We start from the raw sequence: 23,460 nt of genomic DNA, 5'->3' as shown, positions 1-23,460 counted from the left end.
GGGGGAGTCTCATTGCACCGCGCCGGTCAGGCGCAGCAGCGTCAGCACGGCGAAGCCGGCCGCAGCGCTGCCGGCCAGTGTCACCCAGGCGCGCAGCGCGCTGCGGAAGCTGAACGCCCACAGGGCAGCCAGCATCCACAGCGGGATGAACGTGATCAGGCTGGGCACCAGCGCGTTCTGCCAGGGGCCCGGCGGCAACCACGTCACCAGCCCGGTCGCGGCGGCGGCCAGCAAGAAGCCGGCCACGATGCCGGCGAAGGCGCGCGGCCACATCAGGGCGACTCCGTGCCCGGGCGATGCCAGGCGGCCAGTGCCGGCAGCAGCATCGCGGCCAGCATCCAGGTGCACAGCATCGCCACCAGGCCAGCGGCAAAGCCGAGTTCGGCCATCCACAGCCACAATGCGGCAGCCGCGGCGACCAGGCCGATCTGGCGGCCGAGGCGGCCGGCGCGGCGCAGGCGGGGCCAGCGGCAGTGCGGCGAGGCGGCATAGAAGGCCAGTGCCGAGAACATCGCTGCCAGCATGCCCAGGCTGCAGAAGCCCAGCGTGGAAAGGCCGACGGTGATCATTGCGGGCGGCCGCCATGGCAGCGGGCCAGCGAACGCGGGGCACGGGCGGGGCCGGCGGGAGCCGGTCGGAGCGGGTGGCGCATCACGAGGTCCTGGGGGGAAGCGGGCAGGCTGGCACGGGGCGGGCTGCGCGGACATGGTAATCATTGCGTTTTCACGCCGCCAGCGAGGGCCATTCAGCGGACCGTACGGTAGGCCTTGGGCTTTCCGGTGTGCTGGTTTAAGATCGTCGCAGAACCCTGACTGGAACAAGGTGGCCCGCGCCCAGCGCCGGCCGAGCGTGCGACATGAGCACTACCACCGCCCACTGTTGACCTGCCCCCGAAGGCCCTGTATTCCAGGCGCCCTCGCGGCGCTTTTTTATTGCCCGGGCAATGGCCCGGGAACGCTTTCCAGCCCGCCCAGCGGGCCCCGCACGAAGCCAATGCGATGATCAACATTACCCTTCCCGACGGCAGCCGCCGCGAGTTCGAAAACCCCGTCAGCGTCATGGACGTCGCCCAGTCGATCGGTGCCGGCCTGGCCAAGGCCACCATCGCCGGTTCGGTCGATGGCGTGCTGGTCGATGCCAGTGACGTCATCGACCACGATGCCAGCCTGCGCATCATCACCGCCAAGGACGAGGAGGGCGTGGAGATCATCCGCCACTCCTGCGCCCATCTGGTCGGCCACGCCGTCAAGCAGCTGTACCCGGACGTGAAGATGGTGATCGGCCCGGTGATCGCCGAGGGCTTCTACTACGACATCTATTCCGAGCGCCCGTTCACCCCGGACGACATGGCCGCGATCGAGAAGCGCATGGGTGAGCTGATCGCCCAGGATTACGACGTCATCAAGAAGATGACGCCGCGCGCCGAAGTGATCGAGATCTTCAAGGCCCGTGGCGAGGACTACAAGCTGCGCCTGATCGAGGACATGTCCGACGACATCCAGGCGATGGGCATGTACTACCACCAGGAATACGTGGACATGTGCCGCGGCCCGCACGTGCCGAACACGCGCTTCCTGAAGGCCTTCAAGCTGACCCGCATCTCCGGCGCCTACTGGCGCGGCGATGCGCAGAACGAACAGCTGCAGCGCATCTACGGCACCGCCTGGGCCGACAAGAAGCAGCTCGAGGCGTACATCAAGCGCATCGAGGAAGCCGAGATGCGCGACCACCGCCGCATCGGCAAGCAGCAGGACCTGTTCCACCTGCAGGAAGAGGCGCCGGGCCTGGTGTTCTGGCACCCGAAGGGCTGGGCGTTGTGGCAGGTGGTCGAGCAGTACATGCGCAAGGTCTACCGCAGCAGCGGCTACGGCGAAGTGCGCTGCCCGCAGATCCTGGACGTGAGCCTGTGGAAGAAGTCCGGCCACTGGGACAACTACCAGGACAACATGTTCTTCACCGAGTCGGAGAAGCGCACCTACGCGGTCAAGCCGATGAACTGCCCGGGCCATATCCAGGTGTTCAACCAAGGCCTGCACAGCTACCGCGACCTGCCGATCCGCTACGGTGAGTTCGGTTCCTGCCACCGCAACGAGCCGTCCGGCGCGCTGCACGGCATCCTGCGCGTGCGTGGTTTCACCCAGGACGACGGCCATGTGTTCTGCACCGAGAGCCAGATCGAATCGGAAGTGACCGCGTTCCACCAGCAGGCGCTGGCGGTCTACCAGCACTTCGGCTTCGACGAGATCCAGATCAAGATCGCGCTGCGTCCGGAATCGCGCCTGGGCGACGACGCCACCTGGGACAAGGCCGAGGGCGCACTGCGTTCGGCGCTGTCCGCCTGTGGCGTGGAATGGCAGGAGCTGCCGGGCGAGGGCGCCTTCTACGGCCCGAAGATCGAGTACCACCTGAAGGATGCCATCGGCCGTACCTGGCAGCTGGGCACCATGCAGGTCGACTTCATGATGCCGGGCCGCCTGGGCGCCGAGTACGTGGATGAGAACAGCCAGAAGAAGCATCCGGTCATGCTGCACCGCGCCATCGTCGGCTCGATGGAGCGCTTCCTGGGCATCCTGATCGAGCACCACGCCGGCCAGTTCCCGGCCTGGCTGGCGCCGACCCAGGTGGTGGTGGCCAACATCACCGACGCCCAGGCCGACTACGTCTCGGGCGTGACCAAAACCCTTGCGGAGCAAGGCTTCCGCGTCAGCTCGGATTTGCGTAACGAGAAGATCGGCTATAAAATCCGCGAGCATACGTTGCAGCGCGTGCCCTACCTGCTGGTCATTGGTGACCGCGAGAAGGAAAATGGGGCTGTGGCGGTGCGTACGCGTTCTGGCGAAGACCTGGGCAGCATGAGCCTGCAGGCCTTCATCGAGCGGCTCCAGGCCGAGGGCGCGTAAGCAAAGGTCCGGTCCGGGGGCACAGGCACCCGGACCGGTTCGATACCCTTGGGAGAACGTAATATCAGCACCCCTGACAACAAACAGAACCGCAAGAATCAGGAAATCCGTGTGCCGCGCGTCCGCGTGATCGGCAGTGACGGAGAAATGATCGGCGTGTTGTCGCGCGACGAAGCGCTGTCCATGGCCGAAGATGAAGGCCTGGACCTGGTCGAAATCCAGCCGCAGGCCGATCCGCCGGTCTGCAAGATCATGGACTTCGGCAAGTTCAAGTTCGAAGCGCAGAAGAAGGCCAGCGAGGCCAAGAAGAAGACCAAGCAGGTCGAGATCAAGGAAGTGAAGTTCCGTCCGGTCACGGACGAGGGCGACTACCAGATCAAGCTGCGCAAGATGCGCGGGTTCCTTGAAGAAGGCGACAAGATCAAGGTCAACATCCGTTTCCGTGGCCGTGAAATGAGCCACCAGGAACTGGGTCGCGAAATGGCCAACCGGATCGAGACCGATCTGGGCGAGGACATCGTCATTGAATCCCGTCCGCGCCTGGAAGGGCGTCAGATGGTCATGATGATCGCGCCGAAGAAGAAGACCTGAGGCCTGACGGGCCGCCTTCCGGGGCGCCTGGCTGAATGGTTCAGGGTAAGGGGACGCCACTGGCGTCCCTTTGCTTTTGCAGGACGCCGGTGAAATGCCGGCGCAAGGGGTGCTGGGGCTGGTGGCAGGGCGGTTTTGCCTGTATCATGCCCGGCTCGACCCACCCAGGACGGGTCGTACGCCGATCATGGCAGGACGGAAAGAGCGGCCCAGGCCGCCGCCAGATCAGTCAGAAACCAGGGTCAAATCCCATCAAGGACATTGCAATGCCCAAGATCAAGACCAACCGGGCAGCGGCCAAGCGTTTCCGCAAGACCGCCTCGGGCAAGTACAAGTGCGGCCACGCCAACCGTAGCCACATCCTCACGAAGAAAGCGACCAAGCGTAAGCGTAATCTGCGTCAGACGGGCCATGTCCGTGCAGAAGACGCAGGCCGTCTGGACCGCATGCTCCCTTACCTCTGAGGAACTGAAAAATGGCACGAGTTAAGCGTGGCGTACAGGCGCGTCGCCGCCACAAGAAGATTCTGGATCTCGCCAAGGGCTATTACAACGCCCGCCGCAAGGTCTTCCGCGTCGCCAAGCAGGCGGTCATCAAGGCACAGCAGTACGCCTACATCGGCCGTAAGCAGAAGAAGCGCAACTTCCGTTCGCTTTGGATCACCCGTATCAATGCGGCTGCCCGCATCAACGGCCTGAGCTACAGCCGCTTCATGAACGGTCTGCTGAAGGCCGGCATCACCCTGGACCGCAAGGTCCTGGCTGACATCGCCGTGCACGACGCAGCCGGTTTTGCTGCGCTGGCCGAAAAGGCCAAGGGCGCGCTGGCGGCATAAGTCCTTCCCGATGCCGTAACCGTTCATCCGGAACGGTGTCAGGTCAAGGCAATGCATGGGGAAGGGCGCAAGTCCTTCCCCATTCTTTTTTGGGTCCCGGCGAGGCCATGGCGGCAGCGCGGGGACGGCGGTGGCGACAGGGGTCGGCCCTTCGCGCATCGCGATGGCAGATCGACTGGAGTTCCGGCCCCCCATGAGCGACATCCAATCCCTCACCACCCAGGCGCTGGCCGATGTGGCCGCCGCACAGAGCCCCGACGTGCTGGAACAGCTGCGCGTGGCCCTGCTTGGCAAGAGTGGCAGCATCACCTCGCAGCTCAAGCAGCTCGGCGCCCTGCCGGCCGACGAGCGCAAGGCCGCCGGTGAAGCGATCAACCAGGCCCGCGACGCGCTGACCCGCGCGCTCGGCGAGCGCAAGGCGCTGCTGGAGGACGCGGCACTGGATGCACGCCTGGCCGCCGAAGCCATCGACATCACCCTGCCGGGTCGCAACGGCGACCGCGCCGGCCTGCATCCGATCACCCGCACCCTGGAGCGCATCACCGGCATCTTCGGCCGGCTGGGCTACGAGCTGTCGGAAGGGCCGGAGATCGAGGACGACTGGCACAACTTCGAGGCGCTGAACTTCCCGCCGCACCATCCGGCGCGCGCCATGCACGACACCTTCTACTTCGGCGACGGCCGCCTGCTGCGCACGCACACCTCCGGCGTGCAGGTGCGCTACATGGGTGACCACGCACCGCCGCTGCGCATGATCGCCGCCGGCAAGGTGTACCGCAGCGACAGCGACCAGACCCATTCGCCGATGTTCCATCAGGTGGAAGGCCTGCTGGTGGACGAGCATTCGACCTTCGCCGACCTGAAGGGCACGCTGGCCGAGTTCGTGCGCGCCTTCTTCGAGCGCGATTTCGAAATGCGCTTCCGCCCCAGCTATTTCCCGTTCGTTGAGCCGGGCGCGGAAGTGGACATCGCCTGGCAGCAGCCCGATGGCAGCACCCGCTGGCTGGAAGTGCTGGGCTGCGGCATGGTCCATCCGAACGTGCTGCGCAACGTCGGCATCGATCCGGAGCGCTACACCGGCTTCGCCTTCGGCATGGGCGTGGAGCGCTTTGCAATGCTGCGCTACGGCGTCAACGACCTGCGTGCGTTCTTCGAGAACGACGTGCGGTTCCTGAAACAGTTCGCGTAAGCCGCAACCGTGTAGGGCCGAGCCATGCTCGGCTGCTCCCAAATTCGCAGGCCCAGGCGCATGCGCCGGGCCCACCAGGATGACACCATGAAATTCTCCGAAAACTGGCTGCGCAGCCACGTCCCGACCGGCGCTTCGCGCGATGAACTGAGTGCAGTGCTGACCGCCATCGGCCTGGAAGTGGAAGACGTGACCGCGCTGGGCGAAGGCCTCGACCACGTGGTCGTGGCACGCATCGTCGATGCGGTGCGCCATCCGGAAGCGGATCGCCTGCAGGTGTGCAGGGTTGATGCCGGGCAGGGCGAACTGCTGCAGATCGTGTGCGGCGCCCCGAACGCGCGCCCGGGCCTGGTCGCGCCGCTGGCGATGGTCGGTGCGCAGATCGGCGAGCTGAAGATCAAGCCGGCCAAGCTGCGTGGCGTCGAGTCCAACGGCATGCTGTGCTCGGCCAAGGAACTGGGCCTGGACAACGATGCTTCCGGCCTGCTGGAACTGCCCGACGACGCACCGGTCGGCCAGACCCTGGTCGAGTACCTGGGCCTGCCGGATGCCAGCATCGAGATCAAGCTGACCCCGAACCGCGCCGACTGCTTCGGCCTGCGCGGCATCGCCTACGACGTCGCCGCCGCCACCCGCAGTGAAGTGCTGGACTTCGCTGCCGACGCCATTCCGGCAGTCGGCAGCCGTGAGCTGGGCATCCAGCTCGACGCCGGCGCCGAAGCGCCGCGTTACCTGGGCCGTGTCATCGAAGGCGTCAATGCTGCCGCCAAGACCCCGTTGTGGATGGCCGAGCGCCTGCGCCGCAGTGGCGTGCGTCCGGTCTCGCTGCTGGTCGACATCACCCAGTATGTGATGCTGGAGCTGGGCCAGCCGATGCACGCCTACGACCTGGGCACCCTGCAGGGCAGCATCGCCGTGCGCCGTTCGCGCGCGGGCGAGACGCTGAAGCTGCTGGACGGCCGCGATGCTGCGCTGGACGACAGCTTCCTGGTGGTCACCGACGCTGACCGCGCGGTCGGCCTGGCCGGCCTGATGGGCGGCTTCGACACCCGCGTCACCGACGCGACCACCGCCGTGTTCCTGGAAGCCGCGCACTTCGCGCCGGCCGCCATCATGGGCCGTGGCCGCAAGCTGGGCCTGCACACCGATGCCGGCCATCGCTTCGAGCGCGGCGTCGATCCGGCGCTGCCGCGCACCGCGATCGAGTACGCCACCCGCCTGGTGCTGGACCTGGCCGGCGGTACCCCGGCACCGGTCACCGAGGCCGTGCGTGAAGCCGATCTGCCGCAGCCAGCGACCATCGTGCTGCGCCGCGCCCGCATCACCCGCGTGCTCGGCATCACCATCGACGATGCGGAAGTCGAGCGCATCCTGCGCGCGCTGGGCATGGACGTGGTCGCCGCCGCCGACGGCTGGCAGGTGGTCGCGCCGAGCCGCCGCTTCGACATCGCCATCGAAGAAGACCTGATCGAAGAGCTGGCCCGCATCCACGGTTACGAGCAGATCCCGACCACGCTGCCGGGCGGTGCCTCGCGCGTGGCGATGCCGAGCGAGACCCAGCTGGACGCGCTGAGCGTGCGCCGCCAGCTGATCGCCCGTGACCAGCAGGAAACCGTCAATTTCGCCTTCGTCGACGACGCGCTGCTGACCCAGTGGCAGCTGCGCGACGGCCTGGTGCCGCTGGCCAACCCGCTGTCGGCCGAACTGGCGGTGATGCGCCCGTCGCTGCTGCCGGGCCTGGTCGCCACGTTGGGCCGCAACGCCGCCCGCCAGTTGGGCCGCGTGCGTCTGTTCGAGCTCGGCCGCGTGTTCGCCCAGCAGGCCGGAGACGGCCAGCCGGCACCGCTGGAAACCCCGCGCGTGGCCGCTGCGGTCTGCGGTGAGGCGCAGGCGGTGCAGTGGGGCCTGCCGACCCGCAAGGTCGACTTCCATGACCTGAAGGGCGACCTGGAATCGCTGGCGGCCGCCAGTGGCGCGCAACTGGAGTTCCGCCCGTCCGTCCGCGCCTACGGCCACCCGGCGCGTTCGGCCGAGGTGTTCCGCGATGGCGTGGCGATCGGCTGGATCGGCCAGATCCACCCGCGACTGACCCGGGCGATGGATATCGAAGCCGACGTCTACGCCTTCGAGCTGGACCTGGAGCCGCTGACCGCCCGCCGACTGCCGCGCGCCGGCGAGCTGTCGCGCTTCCCGGCGGTGCGTCGCGACCTGGCGTTCCTGGTGCCTGAACAGGTGGCCTGGGCCGATCTGGCGGCCACCGTCCGCCAGGCCGCCGGCCCGCTGCTGCGCGACCTGAACCTGTTCGACCGTTACGTCGGCCAGGGCGTCGAGCCGGGATTCAAGAGTCTCGCTATGGGCTTGATTTTGCAGGACAAGTCGCGCACTCTGACGGACCGCGACGTGGATGCGGTGGTGGCCGAGGCGGTCACTGCCATCGAGCGTGAACACCACGCCCGGATCCGCGGCTGAGCGGGCAGCACTCGGGGGTAGCAGGCAATGGCATTGACCAAGGCGGAGATGGCGGAAAAGCTGTTCGACGAAGTCGGTCTGAACAAGCGGGAAGCCAAGGAATTCGTCGACGCGTTTTTCGATGTGCTGCGTGAAGCATTGGAACAGGGACGTCAGGTGAAGCTGTCGGGCTTCGGCAATTTCGATCTGCGGCGCAAGAACCAGCGCCCGGGTCGCAACCCCAAGACCGGCGAGGAAATTCCGATTTCCGCCCGTACGGTGGTCACCTTCCGTCCGGGCCAGAAGCTCAAGGAGAGGGTGGAAGCTTATGCTGGATCCGGGCAGTAACCGCGAACTACCGCCGATCCCGGCCAAGCGCTACTTCACCATCGGTGAAGTCAGCGAGCTGTGCGACGTCAAGCCGCATGTCCTGCGCTACTGGGAAACCGAGTTTCCCAGCCTTGAGCCGGCCAAGCGCCGAGGCAACCGCCGCTACTACCAGCGCCACGACGTGCTGATGGTGCGGCAGATCCGCAGCCTGCTGTACGAACAGGGCTACACGATCGGTGGTGCACGCCTGCGTCTGGACGGCCCCGATGCCCGCGAGGAATCGGCGCTGAGCAACCAGATCATCAAGCAGGTGCGCATGGAGCTGGAAGAAGTGCTGCAGTTGCTGCGCCGCTGATCCCATTTCCATCGTAATCCGCTATACTTCACGGCCCGCCGCAGTGGCGGGCACATCGCAGCATCAGTCGGGGCGTAGCGCAGCCTGGTAGCGCATCTGCCTGGGGGGCAGAGGGTCGTCGGTTCGAATCCGGCCGTCCCGACCACTGTGATGAATCAAGAAGCCCGCGCAGCGATGCGTGGGCTTTTTTGTGCGTGCGGTGTATGCTGCGCGCCACTCGTACTACCGCGGCTGCTGAACCCGGTACTCACGAGAACACATCATGGATTCTGCAAGAAGCCGTGCCTGGCGTCGCAGCCAGGCTCGCAACCGTGGTGGCGACCGCGCCACGACCGCCTACAGCTACAAGCCCGAGAAGAACTGGAAGCTGCTGTATACGCGCGACGCCAAGCTCGCGCGCGCACGCCAGCTGGGCTTCACCTATCCGGTCCTCAGCGCCCGCCAACTGCAAGAACAGGAATGATCAACCTGCTGTTCGTCTGCAGCCGCAACCAGCTGCGCAGCCCGACCGCCGAAGCCATGTGGCGACGGCGACCCGGCTTCGCTGCGCTGTCGGCCGGCACCAGTCCGCATGCACGACGCCCCATCGGCCCGGCGGATATCCGCTGGGCCGATGTCATCTTCGTGATGGAGGCCAAGCACCAGCATCGCCTGCAGGCCGCCTATGCGCGCCTGCTGGAATACAAGCGCCTGCATTGCCTGGATATCCCCGACGACTATCGCTGCATGGATCCGCTGTTGATGGACCTGCTGGATGCAAAGGTGACCACGTATCTCGATCAGCTGCCGGCAAAGCGGTAGAGCAGCTCCGGATCGCCTTCGTCCAATCCGTGCACGATGCCGCTGTCGATGAAACCCGAAGCGGCGAGCAGGCGTTGCATGCCGGTATTGGAAGCATTGGTCGAAGTGAACAGCCTGCCGTGGCCGTGCAGCGCGATGGCATGGCGCAGCAGGGCGGCGCCGACGCCCTGGCTGCGTTGTTCGCGCGCCACCATCAGCATCTCGACGAAGGCTTCGCCGAAGAAGTGATGGTGGATGACCAGGTAACCGGCCAGCTGGCCGGCCCATTCGGCCACGTGCATGCCACCACGGGCCTGCCAGTCGCTGATCTGCCGTGCGCGTTGCGGATCGTGGACCGCAACGCTGTCGAGCGCGATCAACGCGGAAACGTCGGCGGGCATTGCCTCGCGGATGTGCAACATCGTCGAGGAGGGATCGGGCGGCACCATCGAAGGCTCCTGGGCTGGGTGCGCCCAGTCTATCGATCGCGTCGGCCGCGTCTGCGCATCCGCCACAGCCAGCGTGTGGTCGGCAGTCAATACACACGGAACTCGGCACGGCAGCCGTCGCTGACCCACACGCCGCGGCGGTCCCAGCCCCAGTTGCGATCCTCGACGCACGGTGTCACCGACTTCTGCTTGACCAGGCGTACCTCGTGGCGCACACGGATGCGGCATTCCTTGTCCTTCTGCTCGTAGGACTCGCAGACCAGGCGCTCGCCATCGTCATCGCGGTCACGGTCCCGGCCGCGCCCCGGCCAGCGGCCGCGTCCCTGTCCGTCGGCCACGAACTCGGCGCGACAGCCGTCGGTGACCCAGAGCATGCGGCGGCTCTGGCCCCAGTTCTGGTCCTCTACGCAGCGGGTGACCGACAGCTGCCTGGCCAGGCGCATGCGGCCTTCGATCGGGCACTGCTGGGTCTTGTTGAACTGCGATTCGCAGCGCAGCGGCGCAATGGGATCGCCGCCGTAATCCTGGGCGGCCACCGTGGTGGCGGCCAGCAGCAGGGCCAGGGTGGGGAGGGCAATCGGCAGCAGCAGGCGATGGGTCATGGGGGGCCTCGGCAGGGGAACGGGCCGCAAGAATGGACCAGCCCGGGGCCATCGGAACGGATCGTTCCGGCGTTGGCTCAGTGGGGATTTAGTAGTGTGCACCGGCCCATGCAGAGCCTTACATCCCTTATCATCGCGGCACATCCGATCGCATCGGCTTACACCTTCTTACATCTCTCCCACGCTTGCCGGCCCAGCCTGTGGCTGCCGTCACTGGCGTGCAGCCGGCGTGTGGAGGAGGATGCGCGGACCACGACGACCACAGGGGGTTGCGTTGATCAGCAGTACCGTCATTCATCGCTCGGCTGGCGCAGAGGCCGGGCAGGTGCGTGTCCTGGACACCACGTTCAAGGGCAAGCATGTGTTCATTGCGTGGGGCCTGCGCGGGCCGGAACTGGCCCGCAGCGCGGACCCGCCCGCCACCGTGGCTGCGCGCAAGGCGCTGCATGCCGTGGCCGGCCACAGCGAGGGACCGCGCAGCCCGGAGGTGTTCATCGCCAACCAGTCGGCAGTGGCGATTACCGTCTATCGGCTGCTGACCGAGGCGCGTTCGGGCGATGCCATCTTCTTCCTGTGTGATTCGCAGGCCGTGGTCGACTGGTTGATCACCGCACTGGAAGTGCAGGGCGAAGACTGACAGCGCGCAGGGTCAGGCCAGTGCCGCATCCACCGCCGCCAGGGCGTGCAGGGTGGTGGTGTCGAACAGCGGCACCGGGCTGTCCTCGGCGCGGACCAGCAACATGATTTCGGTACAGCCGAGGATGATCGCTTCGGCGCCGCGTGCAACCAGGCGCGCGATCACGCCGGCGTACGCCTGCCGCGAATGCTCGCTGACCACGCCGCAGATCAGCTCCTGGTAGATGATGTCGTGCACGCTGCGGCGATCATCGGCCTCCGGAACCAGTACCTCCAGCCCGAAGCGGTCCTGCAGCCGGTCGCGGTAGAACGCCTGCTCCATGGTGAAGGCGGTGCCGAGCAGTCCCACCTTGCGGATGCCGGCCTGCAGGATCGCCGCGGCGGTCGGGTCGGCGATATGCAGCAGGGGCAGCGGGCATCCGGCTTCGATCCGGCCGGCCAGCGTGTGCATGGTGTTGGTGCAGATCACCAGCAGCTCGGCGCCACCGGCCTGCAGCCGCCGTGCAGCATCGAGCATGTGGTTGCCCAGCAGATCCCATTGGCCGTCGTGCTGCAGCTGCTTGATGCCGGCGAAATCCACCGACCACAGCAGCAGTTGCGCCGAATGCGCGCCACCGAGGCGATGCCGCACAGCCTCGTTGATGAGCCGGTAGTACTGCGCCGAGCTTTCCCAGCTCATGCCGCCGATCAGGCCAAGGGTCTTCATGCACTGCTCCAAGCCAGAGACGGCCATTGCAGCACAGATGGCAGTGGCGCTGCCGTGCACGGGCGCCGGCATCTGTAACCGTCGCATCCACCGCCCGCTGTATGTGCCGCGTCCTGCATGGGTGCCCTATGCTGGTGCCGTCTTCTGAAGTGGAAACCGGCAATGGCCCTGCATACCTGGTGGTGGTTCCTGGCCACGGTCTTCGTGCTGTGCGGGACGCCCGGGCCGAACATGCTGCACATCCTCGGGCGCAGCGTCGGGCTGGGGTTCCGTGGCAGCGTGCCGGCCATGGCCGGCTGCCTGCTGGCGATGCTGCTGGTGCTGGCCGCATCCGCTGCGGGCCTGAGCGCGTTGCTGCACTCCTCGCCGATGCTGTTCGAAGTGCTGCGCTATCTCGGTGTGGCCTACCTGGCCTGGCTTGGCATCAAGGCGTGGCGTGACAGTTGCCGCCCGGCACACGCGGTGGCCGATGCTGCCGAGGTCACACTGGCGCCGGTACATGGCGCAGCGACGGTATTCCGTGGCGGCCTGTGGGTTGGCCTGAGCAACCCCAAGCTGTTGTTGTTCGCCGCGGCGTTCCTGCCGCAGTTCGTTGATCCGTCGCGTAGCCAGGCCGTGCAGTACAGCGTGCTGGTGGCGACCTTCGCGGCCTGCGAACTGTTCTGGTACGTGATGTACGCCGCCGGTGGCCACGGTCTGCGCCGTTGGCTTGCAAAGCCGTTCGCACGGCGCTGGTTCGAGCGGCTGGTGGGAAGCGTGTTCCTGGCCTTCGCGGTGGCGCTGCTGCGCTTCCGGCCGCGCTGATTCACGCCGCACACGCGGCCTTTTCACGATTGCCGCATCGGCTGCGGCCTAGCCTGATCACACCGTTTGCGTTCCCTGCGGGGTAAGGACTGACATGATCAAGTGGGCCATCATTTTCGCCATCATCGGCATCATCGCCGGCGTGCTGGGCTTCGGCGGCATCGCCGGTGCCGCTGTGGGCATCGCCAAGTTCCTGTTCTGGGCCGGCATCATCATTGCCGTGGTGCTGTTCCTGATCGGCATGAGCGTGGCGAAGAAGGTCAGCTAGCACCTGTCGCGCAGCAGCGTGTTCAGTGCGCGCTGCTGCGCGAGAACAGGTTGATCACCAGCACGCCGGCGCAGATCAGCGCGATGCCGGCCAGCGCAGCTGCATCCAGCCGCTGCTTGAACACCACCAGGCCGATCAGCGAGATCAGCACGATGCCGACGCCGGACCAGATCGCATAGGCGATGCCGGTCGGCACCGACTTCATGGTGACCGACAGCAGGTAGAAGCACAGCCCGTAGCCGACCAGCGCGCCCAGTGTCGGCCACAGCCGGCTCATGCCGTCCGAGGCCTTCAGCAGCGACGTGGCAATCACTTCCAGCACGATGGCGGCGGCCAGGTAGATATAGGGGTTCATCGCGGGCTCCGGGTCACTGCGGGTCGCACAGCTTGAGGGCCTGCTCGGCCATCGCCAGCGCATTGAGGCGCTCTGCTTCGTCCAGCGGCCGACCATAGGCGGTGGCCCAATAGCCATCGGCCGCGCAGCGTGCCGCGTACAGGCGCGGATCGCCGGCTTCGCCGGGGAACTCGGCCAGCATCGCGCGCTTCCAGTCGCGCCAGTGCGCCAGCAGGGCCGGCTCCATCAGGTTGCCCAGGGTCAGGCCGATGTCGTTGTCCTGTTCCTGCTGCAGCAGGTGCTCGAAGTTGGCCCGCACATAGGCGCGGCTGAAGCAGCCGTGGCCGGGCGTGCCGTCCTGCAGGAGCGCGCGCACACGCGCCTCGAATTCGCCGATGAGTGCGCCGATGGCTTCATCGACCAGTGCCTGCTTGCTGCTGAAATGGTGGAACAACGCGCCCTTGCTGACCCCGGCCACGCGCGCGACATCCTGCACGGTCAGTGCCGCCAGCCCGTGCTGGCCAATCACGGCAATGGTGGCGTGCAGCAATGACTGGCGCACGCTGTCGGGCGCTTTGCGCCGCGAGCGGGGAGGGGGCGAGGACATGATGGGAAGAAACCGACTGGACGGTATGATTGTAGCGCAGCCGGATCGCGTCACCGGCGCGACCATCGGCCACCGCCCGGTGGGAGCCGGATCAATCGTCGATGCGTGCGAAACGCGCCTGCGGGCCGTGTTTGCCTGGGACCTGCTCGACGAACATCGGGTAGGGGCGTACCCACAGGCCACCTTCGCCGTAGAGTGCGCGGTACAGCACCAATGGTTCCAGCGTCTCGCTGCTGCGGACGATGTCGATCACTTCGTACTCGCCGCCCTTGAAGTGGCGATACCGGCCACGGGCGAGGTCGGGCAGGGGACTCAGCTCAGCCATGACGGGTCGTGCTCACTTGCGCGCCGGGCTGGCGGGCGTGGCGCAGTACGCGTCGATGGCCTCGGCGCTGTTGGCCAGGCCGTGTGCCTGTGCCAGCTCCCAAGGCCGCTCGCAGCGCTGGCTGTGCTCGCACCACTGGTAGCCGGCCGAGCCGATGCAGCCGTGCGCGTCGCGATCGCCGCCTACCTTGGGCATGGTGGTCGAAGGCTTGCCGTCGGCACGCGGGGCTGCATTGTCCGGGCTCGCGCATGCGACCAGAACCAGCAGCGCTGGAATCAGAAGAAGCACCTTCATGCGCGAGCTCCGTGCGTAAAGCAACATTTTCTGTCGCAAATAGCCCGTCAGCAAGCGCTCAATGCACGGCGGCGCGGACCAACTCTTCGATCAGAATCAGATAGCTGGCCACGAAATAGAACTTCAGCAACGTCGAACGCTGGTGCGAGAAGAAGGTGCGCATGTGGAAGGGGCCCCTGTTGATGATGGTAGTGTGAAGCCCAGCTGACTCCGTGACAAGGATCACGGAATGAACGAGCTAAACGGACTCAGGGATGTGATGAGGGTGGGGTTCTGACGCATTGGCGCGGACTTTTCGTACTTTTCTGATGGGACCACCCTGATGGCATGGCTAGGGTGACGGCATCAGCAGAGGCTCTGGTGCCCCCTGCGCCTATCCCAGAAGGAGCGTCCCATGGTCATTACCGTCAAGTGCAGTGCCGCGCAGTGGTCCCTGTTGGATCCGGCCGCAGGCGTCGCCGAAGCATTCAACTCCGGGGCCGCAGCGTTCGATGCCGCGGTTGGCCTGGCCAGCGCCCACCATCGCCGGACCGGCCAGGGCAGCACGGTGCGCGTGGAGGCGCTGGGCAGTAGCGTGGATGCCGTGCATTTCGAGGCGATGGCGACCGCCTCCGGGCCGGTTACCGGTTTGCGTCCTGCGCCGGTGGCGTAACGCCGGAGGATCCCCCGCGCAGTGCCTGGCTTACGACATGGCACAGCCACGATGGATTCACCGTTTTGGCATAGACATGACCGATCTGTGCCGGCAGGGCGCGATCCTGCAGTACGCGCAAGGGCTGTTGGACCAGCACGAGGATGAGCAGATCCCCGCGCAGGCAGCAGATGCGGCGCAGCAGGGGCATGCCGTCGGCCTGGCCCACAGTCGGCATGCAGGGATCGATGATCAGTACGTTGCAGCGCGGGCTGGCGATCTGGGTCAGAGCCTCTGCGGGCGAGCGCGCTTCGCCGAGGGTTCTGCCGTCCAGATGGGGCCGGAGTCTGCGTATCAGTTCGCGTCGGATCCAGGGGTTTGCATCGGCGATGACGAGGGAGGGGAGGGGGGACGGCCGGCTTTCGCAGGCGCCACTGCCTGACTGGAGCGGCAAAGCGTGAACAGCTTGAAGTATCTGCATGGCAGGCTATGGATTGCCGGGGCCACAGCCTTTGGGCAGGAGGTCGTAATAGGGGATGGCAGTCCAGCAGCGCCATTCATGGCTGCCCGAATCCCTGATCAGCATCAGGTTGTTTCGCCATGTCCCCACGTTGTAGCCGGTATCGAACCGCAGCAGGCAATCGATTTCCAGGTCGCCATCTGGACCAATTCTCGTCGTGATGGTTTCACAGCGCTCGCTGCTCTCCGGCAGGCCCAGCTTGCGGTTGTCTGATCCAAGGAGATCACCTCCTTCGGCCAACCACGCCTCCACTCCCGCCTTCCCACCGGCCAGTTCGGCCAACGCCGCCGCCAGCTTGGCTTTGGTAGAGAACTTCTTGTATTGCGAAACTGCGATCAGGGAAAGAACTGCAATGATGGCTACGACCACCATGAGTTCGACCAGAGAAAACCCTCGTTGCCGATGTGTACGCCTCACCGCGTGGCCGGCCCTTGAGATTTTCTTTTTCATAGGATCCTCCATGAGGAAATCAACTTTGAATCGCGGCCGGCGCACACAATGGGAGAGACGCGCGCAACTGGATACAGGCCCGGCGATCTATGTAGGGGCTTACGCGTGCGATCAGTTCATGCAGGCCTGGGGAAGGAGGCTCCGGTCCGGAATGTCGCCCTTGCAGAGCCAGGCTCCCTGCCAGTCGCGATCCAGGGTCAGGCTGCCACTGCCGATTGCAGCGTCGCTCTTGAGCTCGCAGTTGATGCTCGTAGCTCCATTCGTGACATCGCTTGTCACCGTAATCCAGGTACAGCGGGAGCTTGACTCGGGCAAGCCAATCGATTCCGGCGAGGTGATCGTGCTGCCTTCGGCGAGGAGTGATTCAACGCCGACTTTTCCACCGGCGACTTCTGCGAGGGCAGCGGCCAGCTTTGCCTTGGCCGAGAACCGCTGATACTGCGGCAGGGCAATCATCCCCAGAATACCGATGATCGCCACCACCACCATGAGTTCAATAAGGGAAAAGCCCTTCTGCCGGGATGCGCTTTTGCCTGCGTGGCGTGTACGGCCGATTTCGGTATTCATGACAATCCTCTGTGGCGTGGTGGTTTCGTTGGTCTGGCCCCGAAACAAGCATTCGTGGCGCAGTCATAGGAAATCACGTGCACGGCAGTGGGTATATTCAAGAACTGGTAAAGTTGAACGTGTTGAATGGCAGCGCGACTGTTTTGCGAATAATCAGAAAGTGCGCCGCAATTGCGTTGGGCATGGCACAGGCGCTGCCTGCACATCGGCCATGCCCGCATTGCATCGCCATTCTCCGGCAGGGGTTCGCCACCATTGCAGGCGGCCGTCCTGGCGCAGATCACAGGTCAGCACTGCGCGGCCGGTGTCGGGGAGCGCGGCGCGCAGGTGCGCGCAATGCGCGGCGCTGGCAGGCAGACCCAGATGCTGGTCGGTCACGGTGAGATCACCTTTGGCGTAACTGCTTTCCACGGCGGCGATGGCGCCGCCCAGCACGCTGGCCGCGTCGCGCGGCCGGGTGCGGCCGGTAGCGTCATCTGCCGAGGGCGCGCACAACAGTAGCGCGTAGACGGCTGTCAGTCCGGCGACGATGCAGACCGACACCCAGGGCCGGTAGTGGCGGGGGCGACGTGCCGCCTGTGTGGTTGATCGAGGGCGCATGGAGGGCGGCTCCCGTTGTCGAGAAGGGCGCGCGGTGCAACCACAGGCCGGGGCCGCTCTCCCCAGAGCAGCCCCGGCATTCGCATCCCCTGGCTATCGTTGTCGTGCGCTACAGCGCCAGCGAGGTTTCCACGTCCAGCACCATGCGCCGGGCGAGAGCAAGATTGGCCTTCTGCCGATCCAGTACCACATAGAAGAACAGGCCCTTCTTGGCCGACACCGGGCGCAGCACGTGGTACGCACGACCCAGGGTGATCAGCACGTCCTCGATGCTGTCGTTGAGCTTCAGCGCTTCAGCCGCTTTCATCTTGGCGCGCAGCACCTCGGTGTTTCCAGCGGCCGCCAGTTCCATGTCCACGCCTGAGCCGGCTTCACCGAGCAGCATGCCGCTTTCGTAGTCGACCAGGGCAACGGCTTGTGCGCCGTTGATCTGCATGAGTGTGTCCAGGCATTTGTTGATGGCGATATTCATTTCAGTGGTCCGTTGCGGGTGTGAAGAGTTGAAGAGCCGTCTGATCAGCGAGAGGGGCATGCATCAGTTCGGGTTGTCGGTCAGGGCACGTACGCACTGCTTGGCATGCCACAGCACGTTGCCGATGACACAGCTGTGGTCGCATGCGGTCATCAATAGGCGGGGCTGTGCTCCGGGAATGGCAAGCATCAGAACCTTGCCGTTGGCGGCATCGAGGATGAGTGTGTCGAGTTCACCAAAGTGCAGTTCGCGACCCAGCGCACTGGCCAGGCCGAGCATCGAGCTGGTCATCGCGGCCAGACGATCGGCGACATGGCCTTGCGGGCCGGCCTGGGCCAGTGCAAAACCATCGGTGCTGGCAACGACGAGGGCCTGGATGCCGGTGACGTCGCGTGCCAGGGCATTCAGTGCCGAAGCGTGGCCGATGTCATTCATGGGCGGCCGCCATGGCATTGCATTCGATCTGGCTCATCAGCAGATCCATCGTGGTGATGGCCTGCGCCATGTCGCGTGGGTCCAGCGGCAACGCCGGCAGGTGCGGTGCGTGGTCCTGCAACCAGTCCTGCCAGTGCGGCTGTACCGGGTCATCGGTGCTGCCGCACCGGGTGAAACCGATGACCACGGGCAGGCCCGGCGCGTTGTCTGCGATGGCCTTCAGGTGCTGCCCCGCCAGCGTACTGTCCTTGCTGGCGCTGCCATCGATCAGGACGATGGCGCCTTCGGCACCGGCCAGCAGGATCGGCCAGATGTACGAGAAGCGCTCCTGTCCGGGCGATCCATACAGGCGCAGGCGGTCGCCACCCGGCAGGTCGATGTCGCCATAGTCCATGGCTACGGTGGTGTACTGCTTGCCCACGGCAGGGTCGGTATTGCGGGCCTCGGTCACTACGGCCTTGCCCCGGGTCAGGGTCTGCACGAGGGTGGACTTGCCCGCGCCAAGTGGGCCCATCACTACGATCTTGTGCTCACGCACGGTCATGCACTCCAGCGGATGCGAAGTTGTCGCCACAGGTTGACGAGGCCATCGGTGGGCGAGGGGCGCACGGGTGCGTCCTCGCCTACGACGGGAAAGGCATAGGCGGTGAGAAACGCCGCATTGAAGAACGACTGCACGGTACGGCGCGGCAGGTCGAGGAGGTCGCAGCACGCCTGCACGGATGCGCCTTGCTTGATCAGCAGCGCGCACAGCCGGAAATGATCCGGCCGATGGGCCAGGATGCGGAAATCCGGCCAGCGACGAAGGCGCAGCTTCGCGCTCTCGTGCAGGGTAGGCATCGGCGCGTTGTGATCAGCCGTGGACAGGCCGACGTTCCACAGGGTCGGGCGTAGCGGGATGTTGCTGGACACTGTCGCGCGCTGCATGAACACATCCTGGGTCACCGGCACCAGACTCAGCGGGGGATCCTCATCGCGCAACAGCCTCTGCAGCAGCGTCAGGGTGATCGGCGCTGGCGCAGTGGTCATCATCCGGTCGTTCCTGGCATCCAGCCAGCACACCGTGGCCTCGCCGTGGATGATCGCGGCATGGGCCGGCCGCCGTGACGGCGTGCTGTCGCTTGCTAGGTGCAGGCGCAACTGCTGTACGAACGGCAATGCTGCCGTCGGCAGTGTTGCCGGTGCCAGCGGCGTTGGTTCAAGTGGTCCTTGCAGATCCTCAAACGATTGACGACGGAATCGGACCATGGGGTGTCCAGCGCAGCGAGTAATCGGAGATGGATATGTAAGCGGCCTTTCCGGATTTCTGGAATGAAACTATTGGGAAATTTCACGCGCGGCGTTTGTTTATGATCGCGAATGCAAATAATGGAAACGGGCTGGCGATTCTGCTTGAATGAAATCAATTGCAGTGGATCATTGTTAAGTTGACGTTGCCCGGAATGATTACTAGGGTTTTTGCTGCGCATTGCGGCGTGACTATTTACGGGTAATCAGCATGCTCACTCGAATTGCCATCGCGGACGACCATCCTCTGATCCTGCTTGGTACGCGCATCGTGATCGAGGCTGGTGGGCGCCATCGCGTGGTGGCAGAGGCGCGGTGTGCAGAAAGCCTTATGTCGATCCTGGCCGAAGAAGTCGTTGATCTGGTGGTGACTGATTTCTCGATGCCCACTGGGGGGCGCTCGGATGGCCAGTCGATGCTGCAGGCGTTGAGTCGCAATTACCCCAAGGTGCCGGTGATCCTGGTCACGATGGTCACCAATGCCACGACCTTGAACATGGCCATGCGCACGGGTGTGCGGGGACTGGTGTGCAAAAGCAGTGGCGTGGATGGCGTTCGCAAGGCGGTCGATGCCGTGCTGAGTGGCGGGATCTACCTGGACCCCGAGCTGGCGCCCTGCCTGCAGGACTCCGGGCGTGAGCGATCGCTTTCAGTACTGTCGCCCAAGGAGCTGGAAGTTCTGCGGCTGTATGTGTCGGGGCCTTCGATCACAGAGATCGCCGGGCAGCTGCGGCGCACCGTCAGTACCATCAGCCGGCAACGCATTTCGGCGATGAGGAAACTGGGCATCAGCAATGATGCCGAGCTGTTCGCCTATGCGTTCGAGGAACGCCTGGGCAATGCCGGTGGCATGGCCAGTGGGGCAGCAAACGGGGGGCCATGAGCTCACGGAGGTCCAGTCAGGTCCGGTTGCGTTGTTTGAATGGGGAAAAACTGCCGTTGCGCTCCCCTCTGTGCGTCGGGCCGTGAATCCCGGATGCTTGCGCCATCGTATTCATCTGGAGATCTCGATGGGCAAGGCACTCACTTGGCGCACCCTGGCCTGCACCCTGTTGCCGATGCTGGCGGCGGCCGGCGGCGCCCAGGCGCAGAGCTATGGCTACGGCTATGACGACGACCGCTATGGTGGCCGCGATGGCAGCGGCATCGTGCGCTGCGAGTCGGTCAAGAACCGCAGCAATGAGTGCCGCCTGGACGGCCGCGCGCGGTTGATCCGCCAGTTGTCCGGTTCGCCCTGTGTGGAAGGTGAGACCTGGGGCCAGTCGCGCAACGGCGTCTGGGTCACACAGGGGTGCCGTGCCGAATTCGTCGGTGAATACCGCCGCGGTGGCGGCTGGGGTGGCAATGGTGGCGGCTGGGGCAATGGCAATGGCAACGGATGGGGCGGCGGCGATGTGGTCACCTGCCATTCCAATGGACATCGGCAGGAGTACTGCGATGCGCGCATCCGCCGGGGTGTGCGGCTGATCCGCCAGGACTCACGCAGCGCCTGCATCGAAGGCCAGAGCTGGGGCTGGGATCGCCGCGGCATCTGGGTGAGTGATGGCTGCCGGGCGCAGTTCCAGGTGAACTGACCTTTACGGGTTCAGCCCATGAAAATCAGAATAATCTGATACAGCTCACATTTTGAACGCCGTATTGTCTGCGATCAGGGCACGTTGCGTGCCCTGAATTCCAGCGGTGCCGTGTGCCATAACCGGCATGGGCATCCCGCCGCCGTCGATACGCTGTCTCAAGGAGTGAGCTGCATGTTGATCCGCCTGCAATGCGAACAGCGCCAGTGGCGCGTGCTGCATCCGGACCGGCCGGAGCCGATCGAGTTCCGCGATGGCGCCCGCGCCTACGACTTCGCCGAGACCCTGGCCCGCCTGCACTTTGTCGACACCGGTCAGCGTGCGGCCGTGCGCGTGGAAGCCAGCGGCGCATTCGTCGAAGCGGTCAGTTACGGCTGAGCGCGGGTGCCTGCCAAGGCAGGCACCCGGAATTCCATCATCCACGCATGGCGTGGATCTACGGGTTTCGAGCCTGGAGGGTGCGGACGCTGTCCGCGCCCATTGCGCCCTGTGTGGATCTACCGGGTGGTGATCGGCCTCAGCCTGCCGCGCTGAGCGGCGGGGTACCTGCGGCGAGCTGCGGCCAGCGCTTGAGCACAGCAGCGCGGATGCCGGCGGCGTCGATGCCGGCTTCGGCCAGCAGGTCTTCGCGGCTGGCATGGTGCTGGTAGCTGTCGGGCAGCCCCAGGTGCAGGATCGGACGCAGCACGCCTTCGGCATTGAGCAGTTCACCAACACCGGAGCCGGCGCCACCGGCCACCACGTTGTCTTCGATCGTCACCAGGCCCTCGTGCTGGGCGGCGACAGCCAGCACCAGCTCGCGGTCCAGCGGCTTGATGAAACGCATGTTGACCACGCTCAGGCCCAGTTCGCGGCCGACCTGCTCGGCGGCGGCCACGGTGCTGCCGAAGGCGAGCAGGGCAATGCGGCTGCCCTGCAGGCGCAGTTCGCCCTTGCCGATCGGCAGGGTCGACAGGTCGGTGCCGGCTGCAACGCCGGTGCCGGTGCCGCGCGGGTAGCGCACGGCGGCCGGGCCCGGGTGCTGCAGGCCGGTGCTGAGCATCTGCCGGCACTCGGCTTCGTTGGACGGTGCCATCACCACCAGGTTCGGCACGCAGCGCAGGAAGCTCAGGTCGAGGTTGCCGGCATGGGTCGCACCGTCCGGGCCGACCACGCCGGCGCGGTCAATCGCGAACAGCACGTCCAGGTCCTGGATGGCCACGTCATGTACCAGCTGGTCGTACGCGCGCTGCAGGAAGGTCGAGTAGATCGCCACCACCGGCTTGCCACCCTGGGTAGCCATGCCGGCGGCGAGGGTGACCGCATGCTGCTCGGCAATCGCAACGTCGAAATAGCGCTGCGGGTATTCCTTGCTGAAACGCACCAGGCCGGAGCCTTCGCGCATCGCCGGGGTGATGCCGTACAGGCGCGGCTCGGCGGCGGCGGCATCGCACAGCCAGTCGCTGAATACATCGGTGTAGGTCGGCTTCTTGGCCCCGGCCTTGGCCACCAGGCCCTTGTCCGGATCGAACGGGCCCACGGCGTGGTAACCGATCTGGTCGCCTTCGGCCGGCTCGTAACCCTTGCCCTTGGTGGTCATCACATGCAGCAGCTTCGGGCCCTTGGAGGCGCGCAGCGTCTTCAGCGTGGACAGCAGGGCGGGCATGTCGTGGCCGTCGATCGGGCCGGTGTAGTGGAAGCCCATTTCCTCGAACATCGTGGAAGGCACGAACATGCCCTTCCAGTGTTCTTCCCAGCGCTTCACGAAGCGTGCCGGATTGTTCTTCTTGTCACCGAGAATCTTCTTGCCGCCTTCGCGCAGCGCGTTGAGCGTGCGGCTGCCGGTGGCGCGGCCCAGCATCTTGGTCAGGCCGCCCACGGCCTCGGAGATCGACATGTTGTTGTCGTTGAGGATCACCAGCAGGTTCGGCTCCGGCTCCATGCCGCCAGCGTGCATCAGCGCTTCGAACGCCATGCCGGCGGTCATCGCGCCGTCACCGATCACCGCCACGATCTTGCGGTCGTCGCCTTCGGACTGGCGGGCGATGGCCATGCCCAGTGCGGCCGAGATCGAGGTCGAGGAGTGGCCGACACCAAAAGTGTCGTACTCGCTTTCCTCGCGCTTCGGGAACGGCGCGATGCCGTCCTTCTGCTTGACGGTGTGGATCTCGTCGCGGCGGCCGGTCAGGATCTTGTGCGGGTAAGTCTGATGGCCGACGTCCCAGACCAGCTGGTCGTGCGGTGTCTGGTACAGGTAGTGCAGGGCCACGGTGAGCTCGATCACGCCCAGGCCGGCGGCGAAGTGGCCGCCACTCTTGCCCACCGATTCAATGAGGTAGGCGCGCAGTTCGTCGGCAACCGCCCTCAATTCGGATTCGTCGAACGTGCGCAGGTCATCCGGCGTCTGGATGCGCGCGAGGCGGGGATAGCGGGCAGAGTCGATCATCATGTTCGCACTTTTTCTGAACGCCCATTTTCGCCCTCAAACGGGG

Annotated in this window: 35 protein-coding genes and 1 tRNA gene; 19 read left to right on the top strand and 17 right to left on the bottom strand. The window is 65.5% G+C overall.

What is annotated here, in order from left to right; all coding sequences use genetic code 11:
• Positions 1 to 9: 9 nt before the first annotated feature.
• Positions 10 to 273, bottom strand: coding sequence for a hypothetical protein (locus VG561_RS10480; RefSeq protein WP_032957460.1), 264 nt, complete (start codon positions 271 to 273; stop codon positions 10 to 12).
• A complete protein-coding gene (locus tag VG561_RS10475; RefSeq protein WP_005410439.1) occupies positions 273 to 569 on the bottom strand; it encodes a hypothetical protein in 297 nt (98 codons plus the stop codon). Before VG561_RS10475 ends, VG561_RS10480 begins: the two co-directional genes overlap by 1 nt.
• A gap of 429 nt (positions 570 to 998) precedes the next feature.
• Between VG561_RS10475 and thrS the strand changes: the two genes are divergently transcribed.
• From thrS to VG561_RS10420, 11 genes are all read left to right on the top strand, one after another.
• On the top strand, positions 999 to 2,900 hold the full coding sequence (gene thrS, locus VG561_RS10470; protein ID WP_032957627.1) for a threonine--tRNA ligase: 1,902 nt from the start codon (positions 999 to 1,001) through the stop codon (positions 2,898 to 2,900).
• 48 nt (positions 2,901 to 2,948) lie between these two features.
• The gene (gene infC / locus VG561_RS10465; protein ID WP_079222586.1) at positions 2,949 to 3,491 is read left to right on the top strand and encodes a translation initiation factor IF-3; all 543 of its coding nucleotides are present in this window, start codon (positions 2,949 to 2,951) and stop codon (positions 3,489 to 3,491) included.
• A 266-nt stretch (positions 3,492 to 3,757) separates the two neighbouring features.
• Complete coding sequence (gene rpmI, locus VG561_RS10460) at positions 3,758 to 3,955, top strand: 50S ribosomal protein L35 (protein ID WP_005410436.1); 198 nt, start codon at positions 3,758 to 3,760, stop codon at positions 3,953 to 3,955.
• An 11-nt stretch (positions 3,956 to 3,966) separates the two neighbouring features.
• Positions 3,967 to 4,326: a 50S ribosomal protein L20 gene (gene rplT / locus VG561_RS10455; RefSeq protein ID WP_005410435.1), complete on the top strand. Its 360-nt coding sequence runs from the start codon at positions 3,967 to 3,969 to the stop codon at positions 4,324 to 4,326.
• 193 nt (positions 4,327 to 4,519) lie between these two features.
• A complete protein-coding gene (locus tag VG561_RS10450; RefSeq protein ID WP_005417865.1) occupies positions 4,520 to 5,515 on the top strand; it encodes a phenylalanine--tRNA ligase subunit alpha in 996 nt (331 codons plus the stop codon).
• Between the two features lie 87 nt (positions 5,516 to 5,602).
• A complete protein-coding gene (pheT, locus tag VG561_RS10445; RefSeq protein WP_262093478.1) occupies positions 5,603 to 7,984 on the top strand; it encodes a phenylalanine--tRNA ligase subunit beta in 2,382 nt (793 codons plus the stop codon).
• A gap of 27 nt (positions 7,985 to 8,011) precedes the next feature.
• Positions 8,012 to 8,311, top strand: coding sequence for an integration host factor subunit alpha (locus tag VG561_RS10440; protein ID WP_005410432.1), 300 nt, complete (start codon positions 8,012 to 8,014; stop codon positions 8,309 to 8,311).
• Entirely contained in the window at positions 8,292 to 8,648 is a 357-nt protein-coding gene (locus VG561_RS10435; RefSeq protein ID WP_005410431.1) for a MerR family transcriptional regulator, read from the top strand. Before VG561_RS10440 ends, VG561_RS10435 begins: the two co-directional genes overlap by 20 nt.
• A gap of 68 nt (positions 8,649 to 8,716) precedes the next feature.
• Positions 8,717 to 8,793: transfer RNA gene (locus VG561_RS10430), tRNA-Pro, on the top strand.
• 117 nt (positions 8,794 to 8,910) lie between these two features.
• The gene (locus VG561_RS10425; protein ID WP_049442386.1) at positions 8,911 to 9,111 is read left to right on the top strand and encodes a hypothetical protein; all 201 of its coding nucleotides are present in this window, start codon (positions 8,911 to 8,913) and stop codon (positions 9,109 to 9,111) included.
• Positions 9,108 to 9,449, top strand: a complete 342-nt coding sequence (locus tag VG561_RS10420; protein ID WP_014647846.1) for a low molecular weight protein tyrosine phosphatase family protein — start codon at positions 9,108 to 9,110, stop codon at positions 9,447 to 9,449. Before VG561_RS10425 ends, VG561_RS10420 begins: the two co-directional genes overlap by 4 nt.
• Here the strand turns inward: VG561_RS10420 and VG561_RS10415 are convergent.
• Together VG561_RS10415 and VG561_RS10410 are read right to left on the bottom strand one after the other, a co-directional pair.
• Positions 9,428 to 9,877, bottom strand: a complete 450-nt coding sequence (locus tag VG561_RS10415; RefSeq protein ID WP_032957620.1) for a GNAT family N-acetyltransferase — start codon at positions 9,875 to 9,877, stop codon at positions 9,428 to 9,430. The two genes, VG561_RS10420 and VG561_RS10415, sit on opposite strands and share 22 nt — an antisense overlap.
• Positions 9,878 to 9,963: 86 nt before the next feature.
• Positions 9,964 to 10,479 carry a DUF3011 domain-containing protein gene (locus VG561_RS10410; RefSeq protein WP_262093542.1) on the bottom strand — a complete coding sequence of 172 codons (516 nt, stop codon included), beginning with the start codon at positions 10,477 to 10,479 and terminating at the stop codon, positions 9,964 to 9,966.
• 241 nt (positions 10,480 to 10,720) lie between these two features.
• Here VG561_RS10410 and VG561_RS10405 point away from each other — a divergent pair, with 241 nt between their 5' ends.
• Positions 10,721 to 11,116, top strand: coding sequence for a hypothetical protein (locus tag VG561_RS10405; RefSeq protein ID WP_032956187.1), 396 nt, complete (start codon positions 10,721 to 10,723; stop codon positions 11,114 to 11,116).
• 12 nt (positions 11,117 to 11,128) lie between these two features.
• On the opposite strand, the gene VG561_RS10400 is transcribed toward VG561_RS10405, so the two are convergent.
• Positions 11,129 to 11,821 carry an aspartate/glutamate racemase family protein gene (locus tag VG561_RS10400; protein ID WP_032956186.1) on the bottom strand — a complete coding sequence of 231 codons (693 nt, stop codon included), beginning with the start codon at positions 11,819 to 11,821 and terminating at the stop codon, positions 11,129 to 11,131.
• Positions 11,822 to 11,983: 162 nt separating this feature from the next.
• On the opposite strand from VG561_RS10400, the gene VG561_RS10395 reads away from it, so the two are divergent.
• Positions 11,984 to 12,625: a LysE family translocator gene (locus tag VG561_RS10395; RefSeq protein ID WP_262093543.1), complete on the top strand. Its 642-nt coding sequence runs from the start codon at positions 11,984 to 11,986 to the stop codon at positions 12,623 to 12,625.
• 94 nt (positions 12,626 to 12,719) lie between these two features.
• Positions 12,720 to 12,893 (top strand): DUF1328 domain-containing protein, encoded by a 174-nt coding sequence (locus tag VG561_RS10390; RefSeq protein WP_005417836.1) that lies wholly within the window; start codon positions 12,720 to 12,722, stop codon positions 12,891 to 12,893.
• Positions 12,894 to 12,915: 22 nt separating this feature from the next.
• Here the strand turns inward: VG561_RS10390 and VG561_RS10385 are convergent, their stop codons facing one another.
• The 4 genes from VG561_RS10385 to VG561_RS10370 form a co-directional block, all read right to left on the bottom strand.
• Complete coding sequence (locus VG561_RS10385; RefSeq protein ID WP_014647841.1) at positions 12,916 to 13,248, bottom strand: SMR family transporter; 333 nt, start codon at positions 13,246 to 13,248, stop codon at positions 12,916 to 12,918.
• A 13-nt stretch (positions 13,249 to 13,261) separates the two neighbouring features.
• Positions 13,262 to 13,834, bottom strand: coding sequence for a TetR/AcrR family transcriptional regulator (locus tag VG561_RS10380; RefSeq protein WP_046431777.1), 573 nt, complete (start codon positions 13,832 to 13,834; stop codon positions 13,262 to 13,264).
• Positions 13,835 to 13,925: 91 nt separating this feature from the next.
• Positions 13,926 to 14,159 carry a DUF1653 domain-containing protein gene (locus tag VG561_RS10375; RefSeq protein WP_014647839.1) on the bottom strand — a complete coding sequence of 78 codons (234 nt, stop codon included), beginning with the start codon at positions 14,157 to 14,159 and terminating at the stop codon, positions 13,926 to 13,928.
• 12 nt (positions 14,160 to 14,171) lie between these two features.
• On the bottom strand, positions 14,172 to 14,453 hold the full coding sequence (locus VG561_RS10370) for a hypothetical protein (RefSeq protein WP_180834955.1): 282 nt from the start codon (positions 14,451 to 14,453) through the stop codon (positions 14,172 to 14,174).
• Positions 14,454 to 14,847: 394 nt separating this feature from the next.
• On the opposite strand from VG561_RS10370, the gene VG561_RS10365 reads away from it, so the two are divergent.
• Positions 14,848 to 15,105: a hypothetical protein gene (locus tag VG561_RS10365; RefSeq protein WP_061478083.1), complete on the top strand. Its 258-nt coding sequence runs from the start codon at positions 14,848 to 14,850 to the stop codon at positions 15,103 to 15,105.
• 37 nt (positions 15,106 to 15,142) lie between these two features.
• Positions 15,143 to 15,526, top strand: a complete 384-nt coding sequence (locus VG561_RS10360; RefSeq protein ID WP_262093546.1) for a hypothetical protein — start codon at positions 15,143 to 15,145, stop codon at positions 15,524 to 15,526.
• 45 nt (positions 15,527 to 15,571) lie between these two features.
• Here VG561_RS10360 and VG561_RS10355 read toward each other — a convergent pair whose 3' ends face one another.
• From VG561_RS10355 to VG561_RS10325, 7 genes are all read right to left on the bottom strand, one after another.
• Positions 15,572 to 16,054, bottom strand: a complete 483-nt coding sequence (locus VG561_RS10355; RefSeq protein ID WP_423179561.1) for a pilin — start codon at positions 16,052 to 16,054, stop codon at positions 15,572 to 15,574.
• A 111-nt stretch (positions 16,055 to 16,165) separates the two neighbouring features.
• On the bottom strand, positions 16,166 to 16,621 hold the full coding sequence (locus VG561_RS10350; protein WP_164077549.1) for a pilin: 456 nt from the start codon (positions 16,619 to 16,621) through the stop codon (positions 16,166 to 16,168).
• A gap of 153 nt (positions 16,622 to 16,774) precedes the next feature.
• Entirely contained in the window at positions 16,775 to 17,221 is a 447-nt protein-coding gene (locus VG561_RS10345; RefSeq protein WP_075076307.1) for a pilin, read from the bottom strand.
• Positions 17,222 to 17,330: 109 nt separating this feature from the next.
• On the bottom strand, positions 17,331 to 17,693 hold the full coding sequence (locus VG561_RS10340) for a hypothetical protein (RefSeq protein ID WP_075076308.1): 363 nt from the start codon (positions 17,691 to 17,693) through the stop codon (positions 17,331 to 17,333).
• 63 nt (positions 17,694 to 17,756) lie between these two features.
• Entirely contained in the window at positions 17,757 to 18,128 is a 372-nt protein-coding gene (locus VG561_RS10335) for a roadblock/LC7 domain-containing protein (protein ID WP_262093548.1), read from the bottom strand.
• Positions 18,121 to 18,672, bottom strand: coding sequence for a GTP-binding protein (locus tag VG561_RS10330; RefSeq protein WP_164077552.1), 552 nt, complete (start codon positions 18,670 to 18,672; stop codon positions 18,121 to 18,123). The genes VG561_RS10335 and VG561_RS10330 overlap by 8 nt, the downstream gene beginning before the upstream one ends.
• Positions 18,669 to 19,286 carry a hypothetical protein gene (locus VG561_RS10325; RefSeq protein WP_014647832.1) on the bottom strand — a complete coding sequence of 206 codons (618 nt, stop codon included), beginning with the start codon at positions 19,284 to 19,286 and terminating at the stop codon, positions 18,669 to 18,671. The genes VG561_RS10330 and VG561_RS10325 overlap by 4 nt, the downstream gene beginning before the upstream one ends.
• Positions 19,287 to 19,626: 340 nt before the next feature.
• Here VG561_RS10325 and VG561_RS10320 point away from each other — a divergent pair, with 340 nt between their 5' ends.
• The 3 genes from VG561_RS10320 to VG561_RS10310 all read left to right on the top strand — a co-directional run bounded on the left by VG561_RS10320 (position 19,627) and on the right by VG561_RS10310 (position 21,367).
• Positions 19,627 to 20,298: a response regulator gene (locus tag VG561_RS10320; RefSeq protein WP_041863644.1), complete on the top strand. Its 672-nt coding sequence runs from the start codon at positions 19,627 to 19,629 to the stop codon at positions 20,296 to 20,298.
• Between the two features lie 127 nt (positions 20,299 to 20,425).
• A complete protein-coding gene (locus VG561_RS10315; protein ID WP_032956176.1) occupies positions 20,426 to 20,989 on the top strand; it encodes a DUF3011 domain-containing protein in 564 nt (187 codons plus the stop codon).
• 174 nt (positions 20,990 to 21,163) lie between these two features.
• Positions 21,164 to 21,367, top strand: a complete 204-nt coding sequence (locus VG561_RS10310; RefSeq protein ID WP_005417823.1) for a hypothetical protein — start codon at positions 21,164 to 21,166, stop codon at positions 21,365 to 21,367.
• A gap of 139 nt (positions 21,368 to 21,506) precedes the next feature.
• Here the strand turns inward: VG561_RS10310 and dxs are convergent, their stop codons facing one another.
• Positions 21,507 to 23,414 (bottom strand): 1-deoxy-D-xylulose-5-phosphate synthase, encoded by a 1,908-nt coding sequence (gene dxs, locus VG561_RS10305; RefSeq protein WP_032956193.1) that lies wholly within the window; start codon positions 23,412 to 23,414, stop codon positions 21,507 to 21,509.
• Positions 23,415 to 23,460: the final 46 nt, after the last annotated feature.

The sequence above is a fragment of the Stenotrophomonas sp. CASM110 genome (assembly GCF_049384345.1).
Classification (GTDB): domain Bacteria; phylum Pseudomonadota; class Gammaproteobacteria; order Xanthomonadales; family Xanthomonadaceae; genus Stenotrophomonas; species Stenotrophomonas muris.
This window is presented reverse-complemented; position numbering and strand designations above follow the sequence as displayed.

Coding starts and splice junctions, on each gene's coding strand:
- VG561_RS10320 (WP_041863644.1), top strand. CDS start 19,627: ATGCTCACTCGAATTGCCATCGCGGACGACCATCCTCTGATCCTGCTT.
- pheT (WP_262093478.1), top strand. CDS start 5,603: ATGAAATTCTCCGAAAACTGGCTGCGCAGCCACGTCCCGACCGGCGCT.
- dxs (WP_032956193.1), bottom strand. CDS start 23,414: ATGATCGACTCTGCCCGCTATCCCCGCCTCGCGCGCATCCAGACGCCG.
- VG561_RS10425 (WP_049442386.1), top strand. CDS start 8,911: ATGGATTCTGCAAGAAGCCGTGCCTGGCGTCGCAGCCAGGCTCGCAAC.
- VG561_RS10395 (WP_262093543.1), top strand. CDS start 11,984: ATGGCCCTGCATACCTGGTGGTGGTTCCTGGCCACGGTCTTCGTGCTG.
- VG561_RS10390 (WP_005417836.1), top strand. CDS start 12,720: ATGATCAAGTGGGCCATCATTTTCGCCATCATCGGCATCATCGCCGGC.
- rplT (WP_005410435.1), top strand. CDS start 3,967: ATGGCACGAGTTAAGCGTGGCGTACAGGCGCGTCGCCGCCACAAGAAG.
- VG561_RS10365 (WP_061478083.1), top strand. CDS start 14,848: ATGGTCATTACCGTCAAGTGCAGTGCCGCGCAGTGGTCCCTGTTGGAT.
- VG561_RS10335 (WP_262093548.1), bottom strand. CDS start 18,128: ATGAATGACATCGGCCACGCTTCGGCACTGAATGCCCTGGCACGCGAC.
- VG561_RS10350 (WP_164077549.1), bottom strand. CDS start 16,621: ATGAATACCGAAATCGGCCGTACACGCCACGCAGGCAAAAGCGCATCC.
- VG561_RS10375 (WP_014647839.1), bottom strand. CDS start 14,159: ATGGCTGAGCTGAGTCCCCTGCCCGACCTCGCCCGTGGCCGGTATCGC.
- VG561_RS10315 (WP_032956176.1), top strand. CDS start 20,426: ATGGGCAAGGCACTCACTTGGCGCACCCTGGCCTGCACCCTGTTGCCG.
- VG561_RS10380 (WP_046431777.1), bottom strand. CDS start 13,834: ATGTCCTCGCCCCCTCCCCGCTCGCGGCGCAAAGCGCCCGACAGCGTG.
- VG561_RS10420 (WP_014647846.1), top strand. CDS start 9,108: ATGATCAACCTGCTGTTCGTCTGCAGCCGCAACCAGCTGCGCAGCCCG.
- VG561_RS10475 (WP_005410439.1), bottom strand. CDS start 569: ATGATCACCGTCGGCCTTTCCACGCTGGGCTTCTGCAGCCTGGGCATG.
- VG561_RS10385 (WP_014647841.1), bottom strand. CDS start 13,248: ATGAACCCCTATATCTACCTGGCCGCCGCCATCGTGCTGGAAGTGATT.
- rpmI (WP_005410436.1), top strand. CDS start 3,758: ATGCCCAAGATCAAGACCAACCGGGCAGCGGCCAAGCGTTTCCGCAAG.
- VG561_RS10405 (WP_032956187.1), top strand. CDS start 10,721: ATGCGCGGACCACGACGACCACAGGGGGTTGCGTTGATCAGCAGTACC.
- VG561_RS10360 (WP_262093546.1), top strand. CDS start 15,143: ATGGCACAGCCACGATGGATTCACCGTTTTGGCATAGACATGACCGAT.
- VG561_RS10370 (WP_180834955.1), bottom strand. CDS start 14,453: ATGAAGGTGCTTCTTCTGATTCCAGCGCTGCTGGTTCTGGTCGCATGC.
- VG561_RS10415 (WP_032957620.1), bottom strand. CDS start 9,877: ATGGTGCCGCCCGATCCCTCCTCGACGATGTTGCACATCCGCGAGGCA.
- VG561_RS10480 (WP_032957460.1), bottom strand. CDS start 273: ATGTGGCCGCGCGCCTTCGCCGGCATCGTGGCCGGCTTCTTGCTGGCC.
- VG561_RS10440 (WP_005410432.1), top strand. CDS start 8,012: ATGGCATTGACCAAGGCGGAGATGGCGGAAAAGCTGTTCGACGAAGTC.
- VG561_RS10410 (WP_262093542.1), bottom strand. CDS start 10,479: ATGACCCATCGCCTGCTGCTGCCGATTGCCCTCCCCACCCTGGCCCTG.
- thrS (WP_032957627.1), top strand. CDS start 999: ATGATCAACATTACCCTTCCCGACGGCAGCCGCCGCGAGTTCGAAAAC.
- VG561_RS10355 (WP_423179561.1), bottom strand. CDS start 16,054: ATGAAAAAGAAAATCTCAAGGGCCGGCCACGCGGTGAGGCGTACACAT.
- VG561_RS10340 (WP_075076308.1), bottom strand. CDS start 17,693: ATGAATATCGCCATCAACAAATGCCTGGACACACTCATGCAGATCAAC.
- VG561_RS10310 (WP_005417823.1), top strand. CDS start 21,164: ATGTTGATCCGCCTGCAATGCGAACAGCGCCAGTGGCGCGTGCTGCAT.
- VG561_RS10330 (WP_164077552.1), bottom strand. CDS start 18,672: ATGACCGTGCGTGAGCACAAGATCGTAGTGATGGGCCCACTTGGCGCG.
- VG561_RS10450 (WP_005417865.1), top strand. CDS start 4,520: ATGAGCGACATCCAATCCCTCACCACCCAGGCGCTGGCCGATGTGGCC.
- VG561_RS10435 (WP_005410431.1), top strand. CDS start 8,292: ATGCTGGATCCGGGCAGTAACCGCGAACTACCGCCGATCCCGGCCAAG.
- VG561_RS10400 (WP_032956186.1), bottom strand. CDS start 11,821: ATGAAGACCCTTGGCCTGATCGGCGGCATGAGCTGGGAAAGCTCGGCG.
- VG561_RS10345 (WP_075076307.1), bottom strand. CDS start 17,221: ATGCGCCCTCGATCAACCACACAGGCGGCACGTCGCCCCCGCCACTAC.